The sequence below is a fragment of the Pseudomonas sp. CFBP 13602 genome (genome assembly GCF_014842725.1).
GTDB classification, from domain to species: Bacteria; Pseudomonadota; Gammaproteobacteria; order Pseudomonadales; family Pseudomonadaceae; genus Aquipseudomonas; species Aquipseudomonas baltica.
Genome location: NZ_JACYVT010000007.1, coordinates 225,370 through 247,417, shown reverse-complemented (window position 1 = coordinate 247,417; position 22,048 = coordinate 225,370). Strand labels below are relative to the sequence as shown.

Below are 22,048 nucleotides of genomic sequence, written 5' to 3'. Positions count from 1 at the left end.
TTCTCTTTCAGGCCATCCATGCTCAAGTCCAGTTTCACCTCTCCGGCATCCCCCGCCAGGCCTGCGAGCAGCACCGCCCTGGCGCAGACCTCGGTGGTCACTTTTTGCGCCAGCCTCGCCGTGGTCTTTGCACTGGCGGTCGCTCTGTCCCTGTATTTCGCCCACGGTCTGGATCGCACCGAGCGCGTCCAGGGTCAGTCGATGGTGCAGAAAAGCATCGAGTCCGAACGCCGGCTCCTGCAACTGACCATCAAGGACTACTCGTTCTGGGGGGAGGCCTATCGGCACCTGCATCTCAAGGTGGACATGGAATGGGCCTATGTGCGGGAAAACTTCGGTCCGGCGTTGTACGACGATTTCGGCTACCAGGCCGCGTTCGTCATAGGGCCGGGCAACCGCTCGGTGTATGCGGTAATCGACGGCAAGTATGAAACCATAGCGGCTGCGGATTGGCTGGGCCGCCCCGTCGATGAGTGGGTCGCCGCCGCACGCGCCCTGGCCGACGACGAAAAGGTCTTCACCGCACTGACCAGCCTGGCCGGAACACCGGCCCTGGTGGTGGCGGCAGCGATCACGCCCAGCACCGACCCTACGGTGCAGACCGACGACCGGCCGCCGTCGGTCATGCTGGTGGTCAATCGTCTCGATCCGCAGCGGCTTCAGGCGCTCGGGGAGAGCATGGGCCTGCGCGGGCTGCGGGTGGCCCGTACCGATGACACCACGGCTGCCCACGCGCTGGTCGCGGCCGAGCACGGCACGACTTTCGACATGCAGTGGGACGCAGCAAGGCCTGGGCGGCAGATGATCATCGTGGTATTGCCCATGATCATCCTGGCGACGCTGATCATCCTCGGCATGACCTGGGTCATGCTGCGGCGCAATACCCGCGCTGCGCGCGCCCTGGACGGCAGCCACGAACTGCTGCGCGACAGCCAGGTGGCGCTGGCGCTCAGCGAGTCGCGCTTTCGCGACGTAGCCGAAGCCAGCTCCGACTGGATCTGGGAAACCGATGGCGATGGTCATGTCACCTACCTGTCCGACCGCTTCGAGACGGTCACTGGCGTGGGCAAGGCGCAATGGCTGGGCATCTCGATCGACGACCTGGTCGAATTGCCCCAGGGCACGCTCCTGGCGTGGCTGCGCGGCAATCCAGGGCAGGGCAACCTGACCACTGAATGCAGCTATATGGACGTGCATCGGCAACGGCGTACGGCGCGGATCGCTGCGCGAACCATCGGCGATCAAGGCTTTCGGGGTACCGCCACCGATGTCACCGAGGAGATCGACGCGCGGCGACGGGTCGAGTACCTGTCGCGCCATGACGTGCTGACCGGCCTGCCCAACCGCAGCCAGTTGCGCGACTACCTGGAAAGCCGTCTGGAAAACGCGCTCGCCGCCCGCCAGCCCCTGGTCATGCTGACCATCGACCTGGATCGCTTCAAGCCGGTCAACGACCTGCTCGGCCATGCTACCGGCGACCGCGTGCTGTACCAGATCGGCGAGCGCATCAGGCAATGCGTGCGCAGCCAGGACATCGTCGCCCGGGTCGGTGGCGACGAGTTCGTCATGGTCGTGGCGGGCGCGGTCGGGCATGCGGAGATCGAGGCACTGTGTCGACGGCTGATCGAGCTGATCGAGCAGGTCATCGAGGTCGACGACCAGGACATCCATGTCAGCGCCAGTATCGGCATTGCCGTGTCGCCGGGCGATGCGGCGCACGCCCCTGAACTGCTGCGCTATTCGGACATCGCCTTGTACGAGGCGAAGGCGAGCGGGCGCGGCACCTGGCGTTTCTATGATGGCGACATGAATGAGCGGATCATCGAACGTCGGCGCCTGGAAAGCGACCTGCGCTATGCGATCAAGCATGGCGAGTTGCGCCTGCAATACCAGCCGCGCTTCCGCATTGCCGACGGCCAGATGGTCGGGGCCGAGGCGCTGGTGCGCTGGCAGCATCCACAGCGTGGCCTGCTGGCGCCTGATGCATTCATTCCGATCGCCGAAGACACGGGCTTGATCACCGCACTTGGCGACTGGGTGATGAACGCGGCCTGCCGGCAGGCCAGTCAATGGCCTGAAGAGCTGTTCGTGTCGGTCAACGTGTCGTCCAAGGAGTTCCAGGGCGGACAACTGGTGGAGCGGGTCAAGGCCGCCTTGTTGAGGTCGGGCCTGTCGGCGGCGAGGCTGGAGCTTGAGGTTACCGAAAGCGTGATGCTCGAAGATGCCGACAATGCGTTGACCCTGATGCGAGCGCTGAAGGGCCTCGGCGTCCGGCTGGCCATGGATGATTTCGGCACCGGCTATTCATCGCTGAGCTACCTGCGCACGTTTCCCTTCGATGGGCTCAAGATCGACCGCAGTTTCGTCGGCCGGCTGGGCGACAGCCAACCCGACCTGGCCATCATCGAGGCGGTGATCGGCCTGGGTCGGGCACTGTCGCTGACGGTGACGGCCGAAGGGGTGGAAACGCTGGAACAGCTGCAGCTGCTGGATTCGGTGGCTTGCGACGAGGGCCAGGGTTATTACCTGAGTCGGCCTCTGGACGGCGCGCGGTTCGAAGAGCTGCTGCTGGCCAGTTGTGCGCGTTGATCGACCAGGCCAACCATCCAAAGCCCGCTGGTATCGCATGCACCGCCGACGCGGCTCGCGCCGCTGCTACAGGGGCTGCGGGGGTGTGTGTCCGCCGACGCGCCTGCACTCCCCGTAGGAGCGGTCAATGGCCGCGAAGGGGCGCTGTGGATTATCTGACACACCACGACGACGGCTTCGCGGCCACAGACCGCTCCTACGAAGGCCCTGCAGGCACGCCTCCATCCCCTGTAGCAGCGGCGCGAGCCGCGTCCGAATACGCCGCGGTGTGACAGCCGGATAGCATGCACCGCTGACGCGGCTTGCGCCGCTGCTACAGGGGCTGCGCAGGTGTGTGTCCGCCGACGCGCCTGCACTCCCCGTAGGAGCGGTCACTGGCCGCGAAGGGGCGCTGCGGATTATCTGACACACCACGACGACGGCTGCGCGGCCACAGACCGCTTCTACGAAGGCCCTGCGGGAACGCCTGTGTCCCCTGTAGCAGCGGCGCGAGCCGCGTCCGGGGGCAACGCGTGGCTGCGGTCACTGACCGGGCCGGTGCAGCTTTTCCAACGCCTGCAACTGCATCAGCAACGGATGATACGGCGCGCGGGTACCTGCACCGTCGGCGTCGCCGAACACGCCTGCGGGACAATAACGGCCATCGTCCCAACCCGGATAGTCCAGGAATGGATACCAGCACAGCCTCTGCACATCGACCCCGCGTTGCAGCGCCACTGCCAGCTGACTGCCCACGTAGTCCAGCCACGACCCGCGCGCATCACCCTCGGCGCCGGTTTCGGCCAGCAGGATCGGCCTTCCATAACGCCGATGGAGCTCAGCCAGCAGCCCGGCCAGCGGGCGAAACTCGGGGTGCCCGCGCAAGATCCGTTCGCCATTGTGCCGCCACTGATTCTGCGGGTAGAAGTTGGCCCCAATGATGTCCAGGTAGGCCTCACAGCCGCCCAGCCCCGGCCACTGCCGACCGGCCAGCATGTCCCAGGCCTGGAACTGCGACAGCCGCTGACCCTCGGCGCGATCCTGGTCCACGGCGCGTGATGAGTCCGGCACGACGTGAATCAGCGGGTCGCACTGAACGAAACGCGCCGCGGGCGCCTGCGCGCGAATGGCCTCGATCGCCTCGATGCTGGCGCGCACCAACTGATGCTTGAGTTCCAGCCCGCGGCCATGGGCGCCGGGGTTGAAATAGCCGACGTCGCCGCCGGCCCAGCTCCAGAACGACATCTCGTTGATGGGGGAACAAAAGGGCGCCTCGAAGCCTTCATCGACCATCAACCGTGCCGCGGCCCCGGCGAAGCGCGCAAAGCGTTCGACGAATTCAGGTCGCCAGATGTCCAGGCCATCGGGGTAGCCGTAGTGACACAGGTCCCACACCACCTGCAGATTGCACTCGCGCGCGGCGCGCAGCAGGGGCAGGAAACTGCTCCAGTCGTAATACCCTGGGCGCTGTTCGATCACATGCCAGCGCAGGCCGTCGCGCGCGGCACCAATGCCACTGGCCAGCAACTGACGATAGTCATGGGCCGCCCAGCGCAGATGGGCGGTGCTGACCTGCACATCCACACGTTCACCATCGCGCCGCCGCTGCGCGGCGCATTCGTAGCCGGCCATGATGAAGGTATTGAACAGGCCAGGCGGGTTCAAGCGCCTTGCTCGTCGAGCGCCGTCGACGCCCCGGCTCCCTCGGTCGGCAAGGCTTGCTGCTCGATCCGTTGATACAGTGCCAGCGCCTGGCCCACGACCTGATCCATGTTGTAGTACTTGTAGGTGCCCAGTCGCCCGAGGAATGTCACCCCCGGCGTGTCGTCCGCCAGCGCCTTGTAGCGTTGATACAGCTGGGCGTTTTCGGCTCGCGGAATCGGGTAGTAGGGGTCGCCTTCGGCGCAGGGGTATTCATAGGTGATACTGGTGTGCGGATGTTGCTGACCGGTGAGGTGCTTGTATTCGGTGATGCGCGTGTAGGGCACCGCTTCATCGGGGTAGTTGACTACGGCCACCGCTTGCAACTGTGGTTGCTGGAGGGTCTTGTGTTCGAAGCGCAGCGACCGGTAGGGCAGGCGACCCAGGCGGAACTCGAAGTATTCGTCCACCGGGCCGCAATAGATCAGCTGGGTGTACGCCAACTGCTCGCGCGCCCGGGCGAAATCGGTGTCCAGCAACACGTCGATGCGGGGATGGTCGAGCATGTTCTCGAACATGCGCGTGTAGCCATCGAGCGGCATTGCCTGAAAACTGTCGGTGAAGTAGCGGTCGTCGACGTTGGTGCGCGTGGGGATCCGCGAGGTCACCGACTTGTCCAGCTGCGAAGGGTCCAGGCCCCACTGCTTGCGGGTGTAGCCCTGGAAGAACTTCTGGTAGAGCTGCTCGCCGATCTGATTAATCACCACATCCTCGGAGGTGCGGATGCATTCAACCGGCTGCGCCCGTTCGGCAAGAAAGCGCTCGGCCCCGGCCTCGTCCATCTGCAAGTCGAACAGCGTATTGAGCGTGGTCAGGTTGATCGGGATCGGCACCAGGTGGTCGTCGACCCGGGCCAGCACGCGGTGCTCGTAAGGGCGCCACTGGGTGAAACGCGACAGATAGTCGACGATGCGCTGGGCGTTGGTATGGAAGATGTGCGGCCCGTAGCGGTGGACCATGACGCCCGCTGCATCCAGGTGGTCGTAGGCGTTGCCGCCGATATGCTCACGACGGTCGATCACCAGCACGTTCATGCCAAGCCCTGCGGCCAGGCGCTCGGCAATGACGCTGCCAGCGAAGCCGGCACCCACCACCAGGTAATCATAAGGGCGTCCATCGCCGTGAGCGGACGGACCACGGCAGGCGCTGTCGAGGGTTACCTGAGGCATTCGATCTGCTCCTTCATGGCGTTGCAGGTCTTGTCCCACGACATGCCATCCAATGCGGCATCGGCCTGGACGACCACGCTGTCACGGGCTTCGGCACCCAGTGCGCGTTCCACCGCAGCGATGAATGCCGCGGGGGTGTCGGCGATGCTTACGACACCGCTGGTGCCATAGCCGCTGATCACGTCGGCAATCGGTGTCGACACCACCGGGCGCCCGCCAGCAAGGTATTCGGGGGTCTTGGTCGGGCTGATGAAGCGCGTGGAAGCATTGATCGCGAACGGCATGAGGGCAACGTCCCAGCCGGCCAGGTAGTGGGGCAATTGCTCATACTGCTTTGCCCCGAGGTAGTGAATGTTGGCGCGTTGCGGCAAGGTCTGCGGATCGATCTTCACCACCGGGCCGATCAGCACGATCTGCCACTGTGGCCGCTGCCGGGCCAGCTCATCGACCAGGTGGATGTCGAAACGCTCGTCGATGACACCGAAGAAGCCCAGTCGCGGGTGGCCGATCGCGGCCTGATCGGCCGGATCGGGCAGCAACGCTCGGGCCTGGGCGAAGTGGGCGATGTCGACACTGCTGGGCATGGCGTGGGCGTTGTCGTGCTGATGGCGCTTGGCTTCCCACAGACTCTGCCCCCCGGTGAACACCACGTCGGCACGCGCCAACAGTTGGCGTTCCCTTTCGATGAGTTCCGGCGGGGCGCCCATGAATGCGGACAACTCGTCCATGCAATCGAAGATAGTCACCTGGCCGTGCAGATGGTCAGTGAACGCCAGGCTCATCGGGGTCAGGTACCAGAGCAGCAGTTCGGCGTCGCGGTGCTGGGCCAGGTAGCCATCGAGCAGGTCGCGCTGCATCGCGATGACCTGGTCGTGAGGGGTGCCCGCCGGCAGCTGCGGCACCAGCACGGTCACGCCGTGTGCTGGATGGCTGGCCAGCAACTGCGGTTGCACATGCTCGGCGAACAGCGGTTCTTCGAAGAACAGCACGTCGTAGCTCTGCGCCAGGCGTGACATGAGGTGCTGGGGTCGCTGGTAGACGAACCCCCAGCGCAAGTGCGACAGGCACAGCATCAGCGGTCGGCCTGTGGGCGTCGCGGTGCGCGCTGGAGTGGACAGTGGGGCAGGGGTGAAGCCGGGCGGCGCCACATCGGTCATGGGGGTGTCCTTGGTCAGTGCCTGAATCGGGACTGAAGCCAGGTTGAGCTGGGCTTCGACGCCACCCGTATGGATGTTGCAAGGCAGTGCGGCGAGCGAGTGCATGCGCGCGGTGCGTTGGTAATGATTGAGACGCCGTCGCTGCAGGCGGCGTTCAACTTTGATTTGCCGACCGCCTGGGATATGCCAACCGTCTGGCTGCCGCCTGGAACTCCGCGCCACCGCGCGCGCCCATAGTTTCATAGGCCTGATCCCGTCGTCGTATCACGCAGGTGCTATCCCTTGATCTTGACCGGTGCGCCTGCGGGCGACGGGAGCGACGGCGATGATTCTGGTCACAGGCGGTACGGGTTACATCGGCGCACAGGTGGTGCTGCAACTGCTTGCTCATGGGCAGACTGTGGTGATCTTCGACAACCTCTGCAACAGCTCGCGTGCAAGCCTGGAGCGTATTGCCCGGCTGGGCGGACGGCGGGCTCGCTTCGTACTCGGCGACGTGCGCAACCGAGCGCAGCTGGATGCCCTGTTCGCGGATTTTCCCATCGCTGCGGTGATTCATTGCGCTGGCTTGAAAGCGGTTGGCGAGAGCGTGCGCGAGCCGTTGCGCTATTACGACAGCAATGTCGGCGGCAGCATTGCGCTGTGCCAGGCGATGGCGGCCGCCGGTGTCTTCACGCTGATTTTCAGCTCTTCGGCGACGGTCTATGGCGACTGCGCCACGATGCCCATCGACGAAACCTGCGCCACCGGATTGCCGACCAACCCGTATGGGTTTTCCAAGCTGATGGCGGAGAACGTCATGCTCAGCCTGGCGGCTTCGGATGCGCGCTGGTCGGTCGGGCTGCTGCGCTATTTCAACCCCATCGGCGCCCATGAATCGGGCGAGCTGGGCGAGGCGCCGGCACAGGTGCCGAACAACCTGCTGCCGTATCTGCTGCAGGTGGCCAGCGGGAGGCGTGACGTGCTGCAGGTGTTCGGCAACGACTACGCTACGCCGGATGGCACTGGCGTTCGTGATTACGTGCATGTGATGGACCTGGCCGAAGGGCACTGGCGGGCTTTGCAGGCATTGTTGGGCGGCAGCGGGGTGCGCGTCTGGAATCTGGGAACCGGGCGGGGGTATTCGGTATTGCAGGTGGTCGATGCTTTCACCCGCACCTGCGGAGTGCCCATCGCCCTGGCCTTCGAGCCCAGGCGCGCGGGCGACGTCGCGCAGTGCTGGGCCGACGCGGGCAAGGCGCGCCGCGAGCTGGGCTGGCAGGCCCGACGCGGCCTGGACGACATGCTGCGCGACGCCTGGCGCTGGGAGCGCCGCCTGGCAGCGGAACACCGGCCCATCGTCTATACAACCGAAACCTCTACCACGATCCCTGTAGCAGCGGCGCAAGCCGCGTCCGGACACGCCGCGGTGTGACAGCCGGACAGCATGCACCGCCGACGCGGCTTGCGCCGCTGCTACAGGGGCTGCGGTGGTGTGGGGGGATGTGGTTGACGAGCCCACCGCCGCCAGCACCCTGCGTAGGAGCGGTCATCGGCCGCGAAAGGGCACCGCGGATGGTCTGGCACACCGCGGCGACAACTTCGCTGCCACGGACCGCCCCCACGAAGGCCCTCAAGGAACACCTCCGTCCCCCTGTAGCAGCGGTGGTGTGGGGGGATGTGGTTGACGAGCCCACTGCCGCCAGCACCCTGCGTAGGAGCGGTCATCGGCCGCGAAAGGGCACCGCGGATGGTCTGGCACACCGCGGCGACGGCTTCGCGGCCACAGACCGCTCCTACGAAGGCCCTTGAGGAACACCTCCGTCCCCCTGTAGCAGCGGCGCAAGCCGCGTCCGGACACGCCGCGGTGTGACAGCCGGATAGCATGCACCGCCGACGCGGCTCGCGCCGCTGCTACAGGGGGCTGCGGTGGTGTAGGGAGATGTGCGTGACCGCCGACGCGGCTTGCGCCGCTGCTACAGGGGCTGCGGGGGTGTGGGGAGATGTGCATGACCACCGACGCGGCTTGCGCCGCTGCTGCAGGGATTTCAGTGCATCTGTTCGCTGCGGGGTGTTGGACACCCCGCAACACTTGGGTTTACAACACCACGCTCGGCAGCCAGAGGGAGATGGCCGGAATGTAGGTGACCAGCATCAGCACCATGAACAGCGCCAGGTAGAACGGCAGCAGCGCCTTGACCGTGGCTTCGATGGTCACCTTGCCGACCGCCGCACCGACGAACAGCACCGCGCCGACCGGCGGTGTGATCAGGCCTATACCCAGGTTCACCAGCATGATCATGCCGAAATGCACCGGATCCACACCCACGCTGACGATCACCGGCAACAGGATCGGTGTCAGGATCAGAATCAACGGCGCCATGTCCATGATCGTGCCCAGCATCAGCAGCATCACGTTGATGCACATCAGGATCACGTAGCGGTTGTCCGACAGCGTCAGGAACGCCGTGGTGATCTTCATCGGGATTTCCATCAGCGTCAGGATGTACCCGAAGCTGGCAGCGAAACCGATCAGAATCATCACGATGGAAATAGTCCGTGCCGCCCGGTGCATCAGCTTGGGCAGGTCGCGCCACTTGTAGTCGCGGTAGATGAACATGGTCACGAAGAACGACCACAACACGGCGATGGCTGCCGATTCGGTCGCGGTGAACACGCCCGAGAGAATGCCGCCGAGAATGATCACCAGCGCCATCATTCCCCACAATGCCTCACCGGCGATCTTCAGCGCCTGGCGCATCGGAATGACTTCGCCCTTGGGATAGTTGCGCTTGCGCGCAAAGATCATGCACAAGCCCATCATCACCGCACTGAGCAATAGCCCTGGCATGATCCCGGCCATGAACAGCGAAGCGATCGACACCGAGCCGCCAGCGGCCAGCGAGTACAGCACCGAGTTGTGGCTCGGTGGCGTCAGCAGGGCCTGGACCGAGCCGCTGACGGTTACGGCCGTGGAGAAATCACGCGGATAGCCGGCCCGCTCCATCTCCGGAATCAACACCGAACCCACCGACGCGGTATCGGCGACCGACGAGCCGGAGATGGCCCCGAAAAAGGTCGAAGCGACGATGTTGACCAGCGACAACCCACCGCGCACGAAACCCACCAGCACGCCGGCGAAGGCTACGAGCCGGCGCGACATGCCGCCTTCGGCCATGATCGCACCCGCCAGCACGAAGAACGGAATGGCCAGCAGCGAGAATTTGTTCACCCCACCGGCAATCTGGATCATCAGGGCGTCGGCCGGGATGTCGATCCACCAGGCACCTATCAATGCCGACAGGCCCAGCGCATAGGCCACCGGCATGCCCACCAGGATCAAGGCGATGAAGCTGCCCAACAGTATGAGAGCATCCATTTACGCGGCACCTTCACTGGCTTCTACAACGTCGAACCGCATCACGGCGCGGTGGCTCTGGTCACCCAGGAACAGCTTCTCGAGGATGAAGACCAAAGTCACGATGCCGCCGATCGGGATGGGCAGGTAGGAAATGCCTACCCGCATGGAAGGAATTTCACCCAGGTACTGGTTCCAGGTGTTGGCGCACAGCTTGAAGCCCTTGAAGATCATGAACAGCGCGACCACCGCCATCAGCAACTGAACCGCGAATGCCGCCACTCGGCGAATCTGCGCCGGCATGCGGTCCACGGCCATGGCTACCGCCATGTGTGCGCCGGCGCGGTAGCTGGCGGCGGCGCCGAAGAAGGTGAAGACCACCATCAGCAGGATTGCCACCGGCTCCGGCCAACTGGAACCGCTGCCCAGCGCGTAGCGAGTAAAGATGCCCCACGGAATGATCAGGGTCATGGTCAGGACCGACAAGCCGGCGATCCCGATGCACACCCGGTAAAGCAGGTCGTTGAAACGCAGCACAGTGTTTTTCATGAGGCTCACCCAGCGGCGGGGGAGCGGGCACATGCCCGGTCCCCCGTGGTGTTGACGGACAGACTTACTTGACGGCTTCGATGCGGGTGATCAGCTCTTTGTACGGCGCGCCGTACTTGTCGCGCACCGGCTGGGTCGCGTCGTAGAAGGCTTTCTTCTGCTCGGGCGTGAGGGTGATGAATTCCACGCCACCGGCCTTGAGCTTGGCTTCGGCTTCGCTGGATTTCTTGTCCCACAGCACACGCTCTTCCATCTGTGCTTCGCGGGAGAGCTTTTTCACCAGCGCCTGTTGCTCGGGGTTGAGCTTGTTCCAGGTGATCTTCGACATCACGATCGGCTCGGGCAGGATCAGGTGTTCGGTAAGCGTGTAGAACTTGGCGTTCTGGTAGTGGTTGTGTTCGAGCATGGTCGGCGGGTTGTTCTCGGCGCCGTCGATCACGCCGGTCTGCAGGGCGCTGAAGATCTCGCCGGTGGCCATGGCGATGCCGTTGCCGCCCATCTGGTTGATGGTGTCGATGAATACCGGGTTGCCTTGCACGCGGATCTTCATGCCCTTGAGGTCACTGATTTGCCGTACCGGCTTCTTGGTGTAGAGGTTGCGCGTACCGCCATCCATCCAGCCCAGCGCGACCAGGTTGAATTCGGAGTTGGTGATCTTGTCGAGAATCTCCTGACCGATCTCGCCGTCGATGATGCTGCGCATGTGGGCCTGGTCGCGGAAAATGAACGGCAGGTTGAACACGTTCACGTCCGGTACTACCGGGCCGACGATGCCCAGGCTGACGCGGGTCATCTGCACCGCGTTGCTCTGCACCTGCTCGACCACTTCCTTCTCGGAACCCAGTACACCGCCTGCGAACATCTTGAAGCTGATCTCGCCCTTGCTCTGCTCTTCGAGTTTCTTGCCCATGGCCTGCTCGGCCACCACCGGCGGGTAGCCGGCCGGGTGCACTTCGGCGAACTTGATCTTGATCTCGGCCTGCGCCAGCCCGGACAGGCAGAAGGCGAGCGGGAGAGCGGCTACGAGTAACGTGCGTTTGAAATCCATGGATAACTCCAGCGTTGTTGTTGTTTTAAAGTCGCAAAGGATTCAGTTGTCGCCAAACGGCCCGGCGGCCACGAAGGCGCCGCCCTGATAGACCCTCGCCGGGTCGTCGGCGGCAGGCATCGGCTGGGCTTCGATCTTGTCGCGGAACACTTCCGAGCTGTCCTTGGGTGTGAAGCCCAGGTGCGCGGCAAAACGGTTGTCCCACCACAGATCGCGGTTGGCCGAGGCGCCATACACCACCGTGTGGCCGACGTCCGGGGTGAACAGACTCAGCTCGATGAGGCGGGTCAGGTCGTCGAAACTGAGCCAGGTGCTCATCATTCGGCGATTGGCTGGCTCGGGAAACGAAGAGCCGATGCGGATGCTGACGGTTTCGATGCCGTAGCGATCGAAGTAGAACGTTGCCAGGTCTTCGCCGTAGGACTTGGACAGGCCGTAATAGCTGTCCGGACGCCGGGGCGAATGGGCGTCGATGGTCTGGTCCTGCTTGTAGAAACCGATCACGTGGTTGGAGCTGGCGAACACCACGCGCTTGACGCCATGCCGGCGTGCGGCTTCGTAGATGTGGAAAACCCCGCAGATATTGGGCCCCAGGATGTCTTCGAACGCGTGCTCCACCGACACCCCGCCAAAATGCACGATGGCGTCCACGCCCTGCACCAGGTCATGCACCGCCTGCTTGTCGGCGAGGTCGCACAATTGGAATTCTTCCTGGGTATCGGAACGAGTAGCTGTATCGGTAGAGGCGGGAAGCGGGACGATATCGGAGAGCCGCAGGGTGCGGGCGAAGGGTTTCAGACTTTCTCGCAGCACCTTCCCCAGACCGCCGGCGGCGCCGGTCAGGAGAAGGCGATCGAAGGGATTCTGGACGGAGTGAGTGCCTGTCATGAGCGAGTCCTTTTATCGTTATTATTTTGTCATCTGTTGTCGTATGACTTATTTCGGATTATCGACAGCTCTCGGCGATCTTGTCAACGCGACTAATGTCGAAATACACCAAGGTCGAATGCCGCTTGCGGTCGGCACGGCTTGGCTACAGGCGAATCCAGCGCTGGCGCATCCAGCCGCTCAAGGCATCCACCGCCAGCACCAGGGCCAGCATGGCCAGAATGAGCGTGCTGGCCCGTGCTTCCTGGAACAGGCTCAGGCTCACGTAGAGCATCTGCCCCAGCCCGCCGGCACCGACGAAACCGAGGATGCTGGCCATGCGGATGTTGTTTTCCCAGCGGTACAGGGTGTAGGCCAGCAGTTGCGGCCACAGATTGGGCAAGGTGCCGTAACAGAAGGCCAGCCAGGCATTGCCGCCCTGCAGGCGGATGGCGGCGGCGGGTGCGGCAGGGGTGTTTTCCAGGGCCTCGGCAAACAGACGGCCGAGGACCCCGGCGGTGTGCAGCGCCAGGGCCAGGGTGCCGGCATTCGGCCCCAGGCCTGCGGCGAGCACCATCAACACCGCCCAGACCAGTTCGGGAATGGCCCGCAGGGCATTGAGCACCAGTTTTGTCACGCCTTGCGCCAGCCAGCCCAGGCGCCCGGCTGCGGGGATGGCCAGCAGCAGACCGGCGAGCGCCGCCAGCAGCGTGCCCAACGCCGACATCGCCAGGGTTTCCAGCGCGCCATGGCCCACCGCCCGCAGGTGGGTGGCACTGAGGTCAGGCGACATGAAGCGTGCCGCGTAGCTGGTCATGTGCCGCAGGCTGTCGCCATTGCCCAGGGTGAACAGGTCCAGCCCCAGATAGACGAAGGAGCCGACCACCGCCAGCACCATCGCCAGCACCAGCAGCAGGTTGCCCAGGCGCCTCATGCGAAGCGTCCTCTGAGCAGGCGGCTGAGCAGGTCCGCGAGCAACACCAGGGCGATGAACGTCAGCAGCATGCTGGCCACCTCGGCCGAGGCGAACATGCGCATCGACAGGTCGATCTGCTGGCCCAGGCCGCCAGCGCCGACGAAGCCCATCACCACCGAGGCGCGCACGGCGCATTCCCAGCGGTACACGGTGTAGGAGGTCAGCTCGGCGGCAGCGGCCGGGAGAATGCCATAGGCGAACGCAGCCAGCCGGCCGGCGCCGGCGCGCAGCAGCGCCTGGGCCGGGCGCTGGTCGACCGACTCACAGATCTCGGCATACACCTTGCCGAGCATGCCGGCGTAGGTGATGGCGATGGCCAGCACGCCGGCCGTCGGGCCCAGGCCGACGGCGCGGACGAACAGCAGGGCCCAGACGATTTCCGGCACGCTGCGCAGAAAAATCAGCACGCCACGCACCGGCCAGCGTACGCAGGTGCCGGCCCAGCCGGGTTGGCCGCCGAGGTTGGCAGCCGACAACGACAGCGCGCGGCTGGCCAGCAGGCCGGCGGGAATGGCCAAGGTCAGCGCCAGGGCCATGCCGGCCGTGGCGATGGCCAGGGTCTGCAAGGTGGCGTCCAGCAGCAGCGTCAGAAACGCGGGGTCATGCGCGGGCGGCCAGAAGTCGGCGAGAAAGGCCCCCATGGACTGGGTGCTGGCCGGGTCGAACAGGACCCATGGATCGAGCTCGGCCAGGCGTATGCCGGGCCACAACAACAGCACCGCCAGGGCGGCAAGCAGAAGGCGCGGCAGCGCGGCAGGGTCGCGTCGGTCCCTGCTCAGCATCGCGGCAGCCAGTGAGCAGGGGTGTCGGCCGGCGTTTGCACGCGGCTCAGGTGTTCGTTCGCGTACAACGCCTCCAGGCGCTGCGCGGTGACCTGCGTGGCCTCCAGGTCGAAAGCGATCTGGCCGTCGCGCACGCCGACGATCCGTGGGAAGCAGGCCAGCGCCAGCTCCACCGTGTGCAGGCTGGCCACCAGCGTGACGCGCTGTTCGCTGGCATGCTGGCAAAGCATGTCCAGCGTGTGCCTGGCCAGCCGTGGGTCCATCGCCGAGACGGGCTCGTCCGCCAGCAACAGCTCCGGCGCCTGGTACAGGGCGCGGGCGATGCCGACACGCTGCAACTGGCCGCCGGACAATTGCTGGCACTGGGCGAACAGCTTGTCGTCCAGGTCCAACCGCGCCAGCAGCGCACGGGCACCGTCGATGTCCACCGGGTGCAGCAGGTTGAGCAGGCTCTTGCCCAGCCCCCATTGCCCCAGCTTGCCGGCCAGCACGGCAGTCACCACCCGTTGCCGCGGCGGCAGCGGCGGGGCCTGATGGATCAGCGCGATACGTGCGCGCAGACGCTGGCGCGCGCGACTGCCGAGGCGCCAGGGCTGCATGCCCAGCACCTGCAGCTCACCGGCGCTGGGCGGCAGAGCGGTTGCCAGCACGTTGAGCAGGCTGGACTTGCCGGCGCCCGAAGGGCCGATGATTGCCACGCGCTCGCCGGGCTCGATGCTCAGGTTCACATCGCGCAGGGCCTGCACACCGTTACGGTGGCGCAGGTCGATGGCCGACAGCCGCAGGGTCATTTCAACAGGTCGGCAGCGCGAGCGGCGTCCTCGATACCCTTGTAGTTCTCAGGCTTGGTGGCGATGAAGCGGCTGGCCGCCTGCAGGTCGAGAATGGCCTTGTCGTCGGGCTTGGCCGGGTCGAGGGCGAGGAAGGCCTGTTTGATCTTTTCTGCCAGGGCCGGGTCCAGGGTACCGCGCACGGTCCAGTTGTAGTCGAAGTAGGTCGGCGTGGTGGCGAACACCTTGACCTTGCTGGTATCAACCTTGCCGCTGTTGACCAGCTTGTCCCACACGCTGGCATTGAGCACGCCGGCGTCGACCTTGCCCGCCTGTACCCACGCCGCGGTGGCGTCATGGGCGCCGGAGTAGGCGACCCGGCTGAAGTAGGTTTCCGGCTTGATGTTGTCCTGCAGCATGAAGTAGCGCGGCATCAGGCTGCCGGAGGTCGACGAGATCGAACCGAAGGCGAAGGTCTTGCCCTTGAGGTCGGCCAGCGACTTGACGTTCGGGTCGCTGGTGATGAACTTGCTGGTGAACTGCGCATCCTGCTCGCGCTGTACCAGGGGAATCGCGTTGCCGGTCTTCAGGTTGACCTGGACGAAAGTGAAACCGCCCAGCCAGGCCATGTCCAGGCGATCGGTCGCCAGCGCCTCGACCACGGCAGGGTAGTCGGCCACCGGCACGAACTCGACCTTCATCCCGATCTGCTTTTCAAGGTAGGCGCCCAGCGGCTTGAACTTGCGCAGCAGTTCGGTAGGCGCCTCGTCCGGGATGGCCGAAACACGCAAGACATCGGCAGCGAAGCTGGTGACGGCGCTGGCGCAAAGAGCGAGGCCGGCGACCAGTGACAGGGAGCGCTTGAACATGGTGGGTCTCCGAAAGATGACGCAAGCAGCGCGGGCAAGGCCCGGCACGCGTGGATACGAGGTGGCGCGATTATAAGAGTCACTGCAGGAAAGGCCAGCTTTGATAGAATTCGCAGCCTGATTCCAGGACGTCGAGAATGCTGCCATGAATTCGCCTATCCGTTTGACCCAGTACAGCCATGGAGCCGGTTGCGGCTGCAAGATTTCGCCCAAGGTATTGGAGGTGATTCTGGCCGGCAGCGGCGCACAGAACCTGGACCCGAAGCTGTGGGTCGGCAATGCTTCGCGCGACGATGCCGCGGTGTATGCCATCGACGACGAGCGCGGTGTGGTGTCGACCACCGATTTCTTCATGCCCATCGTCGATGACCCCTTCGATTTCGGGCGCATTGCCGCCACCAACGCCATCAGCGACATCTATGCCATGGGCGGCGATCCGTTGATGGCCATCGCCATTCTCGGCTGGCCGGTCAACCTGCTGCCCCCGGAGGTTGCCCGCGAGGTGATCCGCGGCGGTCGGGCGGTGTGCGATGCTGCCGGCATTCCCCTGGCCGGTGGCCATTCGATCGACGCTCCAGAACCCATCTTCGGCCTGGCGGTGACCGGCCTGGTCGACAAGCGCCACATGAAACGCAACGACACCGCCCAGGTCGGCGACCGCCTGTATCTGACCAAGCCGCTGGGCATCGGCATTCTCACCACGGCGGAGAAGAAATCCCGGCTGCGTGAAGAAGACGTAGGCGTGGCCCGCGACTGGATGTGCACGCTGAACAAGCCCGGCAGCCGCTTCGGCAAGCTGCGCGAGGTCACCGCGATGACCGACGTCACCGGTTTCGGCCTGCTCGGGCACCTGGTCGAAATGGCCGACGGTGCCCAACTGACCGCACGCCTGGAATACGCCGCCGTGCCGCGCCTGCCCGGCATCGACCACTACCTGCGCGAGGGCTGCGTGCCGGGCGGCACCCAGCGCAACTTCGACAGCTACGGCGAACGCATCGCCGCGTTGAGCGACGAGCAGCGTGACCTGCTCTGCGATCCGCAGACCAGCGGCGGCCTGCTGGTAGCTGTCAGCGCTGCCGGCGAAGCCGAGTTCGTCGCGCTGGCCGCCGAACTGGGTCTGCACCTGGCGCCCATCGGCACCTTGATCGAGCGCCAGCCCCACGCTGTCGAGGTGTTCTGATGCGCGAAGACAGCAGCGACTACCGCGCGTTGTTCCTCGGCGAGGTAGCGATGATGGACGCGCGCGCGCCGGTCGAATTCGACAAGGGTGCATTTCCCGGGGTGCACAACCTGCCCTTGATGGACGACCTGGAACGGCAGAAAGTCGGTACCTGCTACAAGCAGCACGGCCAGGAAGCCGCCATCGAGTTGGGGCACCGCCTGGTGTCCGGCGAGATCAAGGCACGCCGGGTCGAAGCCTGGGTGGCATTCGCCAAGGCCAATCCCGAGGGCTATCTGTATTGCTTCCGCGGCGGCCTGCGCTCGCAGACGGTGCAGCGCTGGCTGCGCGAGGCAGGCGTCGAGTACCCGCGGGTACTGGGCGGCTACAAGGCCATGCGCAGCTTTCTGCTCGACACCCTGGAACAAGCCGTCGAACAGTGCCAGTTCGTCGTGCTGGGCGGCATGACCGGCACCGGCAAGACCGACGTACTGGCGCAATTGAGCAACGCTTTGGACCTGGAAGGCCATGCCAACCACCGCGGCTCCAGCTTCGGCAAGCGTGCGACCGGGCAGCCTGCGCAGATCGATTTCGAGAACAGCCTGGCGATCGACGTGTTGAAGAAGCGGGCCGCTGGCATCGAGCAGTTCGTGCTCGAGGACGAAAGCCGCCTGGTGGGCAGTTGCAACGTGCCGTTGAGCCTGCATCAGGGCATGCAGGCGTATCCATTGGTTTGGCTGGAAGACAGCTTCCAGAATCGCGTCAAGCGTATCCTGCGCGACTACGTGGTAGACCTGTGCGCAGACTTCGTCGGGTTGTACGGCGAGCGCGGTGAAGCGCTGTTTGCCGAGCGTCTGCTGCAGAGTCTGGACCGCATCCACAAGCGTCTGGGCGGCGAGCGCCATCAACGCCTGCAGGGGCTGATGCAGGCCGCGCTGGAAGAGCAGCGGCGCTATGGCCTGGTCGACCTGCACCGTGGCTGGATCGAGGGCCTGCTGCACGAGTACTACGACCCGATGTACGCCTATCAACGCGAGAGCAAGGCGGCGCGCATCGAGTTCGCTGGCGATCAGGCAGCCGTGGTCGACTACCTGCGCGATCGTCTGGCCGGGGGCTGAAGACGGCGAGTGCAGTCTTCAGCCCCCGGCCAGGCTTGGCTCAGTTGATCCGCGGGTGCTGTTGCACCAGAAGCTCGCGCTTGGCTTGCAGCGCGGCGATCTCGCTGTCGATGTCCTCGATCTTCTGCTCGATGTTGTCGTGGTGCTCGACCAGCAGTTCTCGGGCTTCGGCGATGTCCGAGGCCGCTGGCGCAGCGCCGCGCAACGGCTTGTTGGCCGTCTCCTTCATGGTGATGGCGGTGATGAAGCCGACCACGGCGAACACCATCAGGTAATAGGCAGGCATGTACAGGTCATCGGTGCTTTCCACCAGCCAGGCCACGGCCGTCGGTGTCAGGCCGGCGATCAGTACCGAAACGTTGAATGCACTGGCCAGGGCGCTGTAGCGGATGTGCGTGGGGAACATCGCGGGCAACGTGGACGCCATGACGCCGATGAAGAAGTTCAGCACCACGGCCAGCATCAGCAGCCCGGCGAAGATCCAACCGATCTGGCCGCTGTTGATCAGCATGAAGGCCGGGATGGCCAGGAAGAACAGGCCGATGCTGCCGAACAGAATGAAAGGCTTGCGGCCGAACTTGTCGCTGGCGAAGCCAATCAGCGGTTGGGCGAACAGCATGCCGACCATGATCGCAATGATGATCAACACGCCATGGCTTTCGCTGTAGTGCAGGTTGTGCGACAGGTAGCTGGGCATGTAGGTCAGCAGCATGTAGTAGGTGACGTTGGTCACCGCGACGATGCCGATGCAGGTCAGCAGGCTGCGCCAGTGCTTGGTTGCCACTTCCTTGAACGATACCTTGGGGCCGCCGGCCAGGCCTTCGCGGTCGCCTTGTTCGAGCTTTTCGACGTGCTGCTGGAAGGCCGGGGTTTCTTCCAGCGCGTGGCGCAGGTAGAGGCCGATCATGCCCAGCGGCAGGGCCAGGAAGAACGGCACGCGCCAACCCCAGTCAAGGAACTTCTCTTCGCCGATCACTGCGGAGATGCCCACCACCACGCCTGCACCGAGCACGAAACCGGCAATCGAGCCGAAGTCCAGCCAGCTGCCGAGGAAGCCGCGTTTGCGGTCCGGAGCGTACTCGGCCACGAAGATCGAGGCGCCGGTGTATTCACCGCCCACCGAGAAGCCCTGGGCCATCTTCGCCAGCAGCAGCAGGATGGGCGCCCAGATGCCGATGGAGGCATAGGACGGAATCAAGCCGATCGCGAACGTACTCAACGACATGATCACGATGGTGGCAGCCAGGACTTTCTGCCGTCCGTACTTGTCGCCCAGGGCGCCGAAGAACAGGCCGCCCAGCGGGCGAATCAGGAAGGGTACCGAGAAGGTGGCCAAGGCCGCGATCATCTGCACACTGGGATCGACGTCCGGGAAGAACACTTTGCCCAAGGCGTAGGCCACGAAGCCGTAGACGCCGAAGTCGAACCATTCCATGGCGTTGCCAAGCGCGGCGGCGGTGATCGCTTTGCGCATCTTGACGTCGTCGACGATGGTGATGTCGTTCAACCCGATCGGGTTGACGGTTTTTCTGCGAGATTTCATGGGTGTTTCTCTTGTGTCAAAGCGGCTTGTCCCCATGAGATACAAAATGACACTAAATAATTCACTGATTACGGCGATTTAGTATCGCAGCGGTTGTCCGGGCGCCAGCGTACCCGCGTGAGCGACAGATCGCCCAAGACGGAGACGCCAAAAAACCGGATAATGCCGGCCATTCGTTTTAGCTGTCATCAGGTGCTGCCCCATGGAAATCAAGGTCAATTTTCTCGACAACCTTCGACTTGAAGCCAAGTTCGACGATTTCACGGTGGTGGCCGACCAACCGATCCGCTACAAGGGCGACGGCTCGGCGCCGGGCCCGTTCGATTACTTCCTGGCATCCTCGGCGTTGTGCGCGGCCTACTTCGTCAAGCTCTACTGCAACACCCGCAACATTCCCACCGACAACATCCGCCTGTCGCAGAACAACATCGTCGACCCGGAAAACCGCTACAACCAGATCTTCAAGATCCAGGTCGAACTGCCTGCGGACATCTCGGCCAAGGATCGCCAGGGCATCCTGCGCTCGATCGACCGCTGCACCGTGAAGAAGGTCGTGCAGACCGGCCCGGATTTCATCATCGAGGAGGTCGACAACCTCGACGCCGATGCCCAGGCCTTGCTGATGCCCGCGCAGGCGGAAGGGGCGAGCACCTATGTGCTGGGCAAGGACCTGCCGCTGGAGCAGACCATCGCCAACATGTCTGGCATCCTCGCCGGGCTGGGGATGAAGATCGAGATCGCCTCGTGGCGCAACATCGTGCCCAACGTCTGGTCGTTGCACATCCGCGATGCCTACTCGCCGATGTGCTTCACCAACGGCAAGGGTTCGACCAAGGAAAGCGCGCTGGCGTCGGCCCTTGGTGAATTCATCGAGCGGCTCAACTGCAACTTCTTCTACAACGATCAGTTCTGGGGCGAAGACATCGCCAATGCGGCTTTCGTGCACTACCCTGACGAGCGCTGGTTCCAGCCGGGCCGCAAGGATGCGCTGCCTGCCGAGATACTCGATGCCCACTGCCTGGCCATCTACAACGCCGACGGCGAACTGCGCGGTTCTCACCTCTACGACACCAACTCGGGCAACATGGAGCGGGGCATCTGTTCGCTGCCTTTCGTGCGCCAGTCCGACGGCGAGACGGTGTATTTCCCGTCCAACCTGATCGAGAACCTCTACCTGAGCAATGGCATGAGCGCCGGCAACACCTTGGCCGAGGCCCAGGTGCAGTGCCTGTCGGAGATCTTCGAGCGCGCAGTCAAGCGCGAGATTCTCGAGGGCGAACTGGCGCTGCCCGACGTCCCGGCCGAGGTGCTGGCGCGCTATCCCGCTATCCAGGCCGGCATTCAGGGGCTGGAGGAGCAGGGCTTTCCGGTGCTGGTCAAGGATGCCTCCCTGGGCGGTCGCTTCCCGGTGATGTGCGTGACCTTGATGAACCCGCGCACCGGCGGCGTGTTCGCCTCGTTCGGCGCCCATCCAAGCCTGGAAGTAGCGCTCGAGCGCAGCCTCACCGAGTTGCTTCAGGGCCGCAGTTTCGAGGGGCTCAACGACTTGCCCCAGCCGACCTTCGAAAGCCATGCGCTGATGGAGCCGAACAACTTCGTCGAACATTTCATCGATTCCAGCGGTGTGGTGTCGTGGCGCTTCTTCAGCGCCAAGGCCGACTTCGCCTTTGCCGATTGGGATTTCACCGCGCAGGGCGACAATGCCAATGCCGAGGAAGCCGCCACCCTGTTCGCCATTCTCGATGGCCTGGGCAAGCAGGTGTACATGGCGGTCTATGAGCACCTGGGCGCCAAGGCGTGCCGGATTCTGGTGCCGGGGTATTCGGAGATCTATCCGATCGAGGATCTGATCTGGGACAACACCAACAAGGCGCTGTTTTTCCGCGAAGACATCCTCAATCTGCACCGGCTCGACGACGACGCGCTGGGCAATCTGTTGCAGCGCCTGGAGGAGTCGGAGCTGGACGACTACACCGATATCCGCACCTTGATCGGCATCGAGTTCGACGAGAACACCGTGTGGGGGCAGTTGACCATTCTGGAGTTGAAGGTGCTGATCCAGCTGGTGCTGGAGCGCTTCGACGACGCCAAGGAGCTGGTCGAGATGTTCCTGCAGTACAACGCCAATACGCTGGAGCGCGGCCTGTTCTTCCAGGCGCTGAACGTGGTGCTCGAGGTGCAGCTTGACAGTGATCTGGACATGGCCGACTACGAGTTCAACTTCCGCCGCATGTTCGGTGACGCGCGGATGGAGGCGGCGCTGGGATCCGTGGATGGCAGCGTACGTTTCCATGGCCTGACCCCGACCAGCATGAAGCTCGAAGGGCTGGACCGTCATCTGCGCCTGATCGACAGCTACAAGAAACTGCACAGCGCCCGCGCCAGGGCCTGATCCACCGCGGTGCCCTTTTCGCGGCCACGGGCCGCTCCTACGG

The 22,048-nt window shown here is 64.3% G+C and carries 17 protein-coding genes; 5 read left to right on the top strand and 12 right to left on the bottom strand.

What is annotated here, in order from left to right; translation table 11 throughout:
• Positions 1–18 precede the first annotated feature (18 nt).
• A complete protein-coding gene (locus tag IFU31_RS16280) occupies positions 19–2,589 on the top strand; it encodes a bifunctional diguanylate cyclase/phosphodiesterase (protein ID WP_192103738.1) in 2,571 nt (856 codons plus the stop codon).
• 522 nt (positions 2,590–3,111) lie between these two features.
• Here IFU31_RS16280 and IFU31_RS16275 read toward each other — a convergent pair.
• Genes IFU31_RS16275 through IFU31_RS16265 form a run of 3 tightly spaced genes read right to left on the bottom strand, consistent with a single transcriptional unit; the run spans position 3,112 to position 6,511 of the window.
• On the bottom strand, positions 3,112–4,200 hold the full coding sequence (locus IFU31_RS16275; RefSeq protein ID WP_192103870.1) for a beta-glucosidase: 1,089 nt from the start codon (positions 4,198–4,200) through the stop codon (positions 3,112–3,114).
• Between the two features lie 29 nt (positions 4,201–4,229).
• Positions 4,230–5,438, bottom strand: coding sequence for a UDP-galactopyranose mutase (gene glf, locus IFU31_RS16270; protein ID WP_192103735.1), 1,209 nt, complete (start codon positions 5,436–5,438; stop codon positions 4,230–4,232).
• A complete protein-coding gene (locus tag IFU31_RS16265) occupies positions 5,426–6,511 on the bottom strand; it encodes a glycosyltransferase family 1 protein (RefSeq protein WP_244657691.1) in 1,086 nt (361 codons plus the stop codon). Before IFU31_RS16265 ends, glf begins: the two co-directional genes overlap by 13 nt.
• Before the next feature lie 409 nt (positions 6,512–6,920).
• Between IFU31_RS16265 and galE the strand changes: the two genes are divergently transcribed.
• Complete coding sequence (gene galE / locus IFU31_RS16260; protein ID WP_192103733.1) at positions 6,921–8,009, top strand: UDP-glucose 4-epimerase GalE; 1,089 nt, start codon at positions 6,921–6,923, stop codon at positions 8,007–8,009.
• A 663-nt stretch (positions 8,010–8,672) separates the two neighbouring features.
• On the opposite strand, the gene IFU31_RS16255 is transcribed toward galE, so the two are convergent.
• From IFU31_RS16255 to IFU31_RS16220, 8 genes are all read right to left on the bottom strand, one after another.
• A complete protein-coding gene (locus tag IFU31_RS16255; protein ID WP_192103731.1) occupies positions 8,673–9,953 on the bottom strand; it encodes a TRAP transporter large permease in 1,281 nt (426 codons plus the stop codon).
• Positions 9,954–10,481, bottom strand: coding sequence for a TRAP transporter small permease (locus tag IFU31_RS16250; protein WP_192049469.1), 528 nt, complete (start codon positions 10,479–10,481; stop codon positions 9,954–9,956). It lies immediately after the preceding gene.
• 64 nt (positions 10,482–10,545) lie between these two features.
• Positions 10,546–11,529, bottom strand: a complete 984-nt coding sequence (locus IFU31_RS16245; protein ID WP_185793782.1) for a TRAP transporter substrate-binding protein — start codon at positions 11,527–11,529, stop codon at positions 10,546–10,548.
• 42 nt (positions 11,530–11,571) lie between these two features.
• Positions 11,572–12,417 (bottom strand): NAD-dependent epimerase/dehydratase family protein, encoded by an 846-nt coding sequence (locus tag IFU31_RS16240; RefSeq protein ID WP_122478990.1) that lies wholly within the window; start codon positions 12,415–12,417, stop codon positions 11,572–11,574.
• A 145-nt stretch (positions 12,418–12,562) separates the two neighbouring features.
• On the bottom strand, positions 12,563–13,330 hold the full coding sequence (gene phnE, locus IFU31_RS16235; RefSeq protein ID WP_192103729.1) for a phosphonate ABC transporter, permease protein PhnE: 768 nt from the start codon (positions 13,328–13,330) through the stop codon (positions 12,563–12,565).
• Complete coding sequence (locus tag IFU31_RS16230; protein WP_122478987.1) at positions 13,327–14,154, bottom strand: PhnE/PtxC family ABC transporter permease; 828 nt, start codon at positions 14,152–14,154, stop codon at positions 13,327–13,329. Before IFU31_RS16230 ends, phnE begins: the two co-directional genes overlap by 4 nt.
• Positions 14,148–14,945: a phosphonate ABC transporter ATP-binding protein gene (locus IFU31_RS16225; protein ID WP_192103726.1), complete on the bottom strand. Its 798-nt coding sequence runs from the start codon at positions 14,943–14,945 to the stop codon at positions 14,148–14,150. The genes IFU31_RS16230 and IFU31_RS16225 overlap by 7 nt, the downstream gene beginning before the upstream one ends.
• Complete coding sequence (locus tag IFU31_RS16220; RefSeq protein WP_122478983.1) at positions 14,942–15,793, bottom strand: putative selenate ABC transporter substrate-binding protein; 852 nt, start codon at positions 15,791–15,793, stop codon at positions 14,942–14,944. Before IFU31_RS16220 ends, IFU31_RS16225 begins: the two co-directional genes overlap by 4 nt.
• Before the next feature lie 145 nt (positions 15,794–15,938).
• Between IFU31_RS16220 and selD the strand changes: the two genes are divergently transcribed.
• Both selD and mnmH read left to right on the top strand, forming a co-directional pair.
• Entirely contained in the window at positions 15,939–16,973 is a 1,035-nt protein-coding gene (selD, locus tag IFU31_RS16215) for a selenide, water dikinase SelD (RefSeq protein ID WP_122478980.1), read from the top strand.
• Complete coding sequence (gene mnmH, locus IFU31_RS16210) at positions 16,973–18,070, top strand: tRNA 2-selenouridine(34) synthase MnmH (protein WP_192103725.1); 1,098 nt, start codon at positions 16,973–16,975, stop codon at positions 18,068–18,070. Before selD ends, mnmH begins: the two co-directional genes overlap by 1 nt.
• A 40-nt stretch (positions 18,071–18,110) precedes the next feature.
• Here the strand turns inward: mnmH and proP are convergent, their stop codons facing one another.
• Entirely contained in the window at positions 18,111–19,613 is a 1,503-nt protein-coding gene (proP, locus tag IFU31_RS16205; protein WP_122478977.1) for a glycine betaine/L-proline transporter ProP, read from the bottom strand.
• 202 nt (positions 19,614–19,815) lie between these two features.
• On the opposite strand from proP, the gene IFU31_RS16200 reads away from it, so the two are divergent.
• Positions 19,816–22,005: an OsmC domain/YcaO domain-containing protein gene (locus IFU31_RS16200; protein WP_192103723.1), complete on the top strand. Its 2,190-nt coding sequence runs from the start codon at positions 19,816–19,818 to the stop codon at positions 22,003–22,005.
• Positions 22,006–22,048: the final 43 nt, after the last annotated feature.

Excerpts from the sequence above, each read along its gene's own strand:
- IFU31_RS16280 (WP_192103738.1), top strand. The coding sequence starts at position 19 with ATGCTCAAGTCCAGTTTCACCTCTCCGGCATCCCCCGCCAGGCCTGCG.
- IFU31_RS16275 (WP_192103870.1), bottom strand. The coding sequence starts at position 4,200 with ATGGCCGGCTACGAATGCGCCGCGCAGCGGCGGCGCGATGGTGAACGT.
- glf (WP_192103735.1), bottom strand. The coding sequence starts at position 5,438 with ATGCCTCAGGTAACCCTCGACAGCGCCTGCCGTGGTCCGTCCGCTCAC.
- IFU31_RS16265 (WP_244657691.1), bottom strand. The coding sequence starts at position 6,511 with ATGCTGTGCCTGTCGCACTTGCGCTGGGGGTTCGTCTACCAGCGACCC.
- galE (WP_192103733.1), top strand. The coding sequence starts at position 6,921 with ATGATTCTGGTCACAGGCGGTACGGGTTACATCGGCGCACAGGTGGTG.
- IFU31_RS16255 (WP_192103731.1), bottom strand. The coding sequence starts at position 9,953 with ATGGATGCTCTCATACTGTTGGGCAGCTTCATCGCCTTGATCCTGGTG.
- IFU31_RS16250 (WP_192049469.1), bottom strand. The coding sequence starts at position 10,481 with ATGAAAAACACTGTGCTGCGTTTCAACGACCTGCTTTACCGGGTGTGC.
- IFU31_RS16245 (WP_185793782.1), bottom strand. The coding sequence starts at position 11,529 with ATGGATTTCAAACGCACGTTACTCGTAGCCGCTCTCCCGCTCGCCTTC.
- IFU31_RS16240 (WP_122478990.1), bottom strand. The coding sequence starts at position 12,417 with ATGACAGGCACTCACTCCGTCCAGAATCCCTTCGATCGCCTTCTCCTG.
- phnE (WP_192103729.1), bottom strand. The coding sequence starts at position 13,330 with ATGAGGCGCCTGGGCAACCTGCTGCTGGTGCTGGCGATGGTGCTGGCG.
- IFU31_RS16230 (WP_122478987.1), bottom strand. The coding sequence starts at position 14,154 with ATGCTGAGCAGGGACCGACGCGACCCTGCCGCGCTGCCGCGCCTTCTG.
- IFU31_RS16225 (WP_192103726.1), bottom strand. The coding sequence starts at position 14,945 with ATGACCCTGCGGCTGTCGGCCATCGACCTGCGCCACCGTAACGGTGTG.
- IFU31_RS16220 (WP_122478983.1), bottom strand. The coding sequence starts at position 15,793 with ATGTTCAAGCGCTCCCTGTCACTGGTCGCCGGCCTCGCTCTTTGCGCC.
- selD (WP_122478980.1), top strand. The coding sequence starts at position 15,939 with ATGAATTCGCCTATCCGTTTGACCCAGTACAGCCATGGAGCCGGTTGC.
- mnmH (WP_192103725.1), top strand. The coding sequence starts at position 16,973 with ATGCGCGAAGACAGCAGCGACTACCGCGCGTTGTTCCTCGGCGAGGTA.
- proP (WP_122478977.1), bottom strand. The coding sequence starts at position 19,613 with ATGAAATCTCGCAGAAAAACCGTCAACCCGATCGGGTTGAACGACATC.
- IFU31_RS16200 (WP_192103723.1), top strand. The coding sequence starts at position 19,816 with ATGGAAATCAAGGTCAATTTTCTCGACAACCTTCGACTTGAAGCCAAG.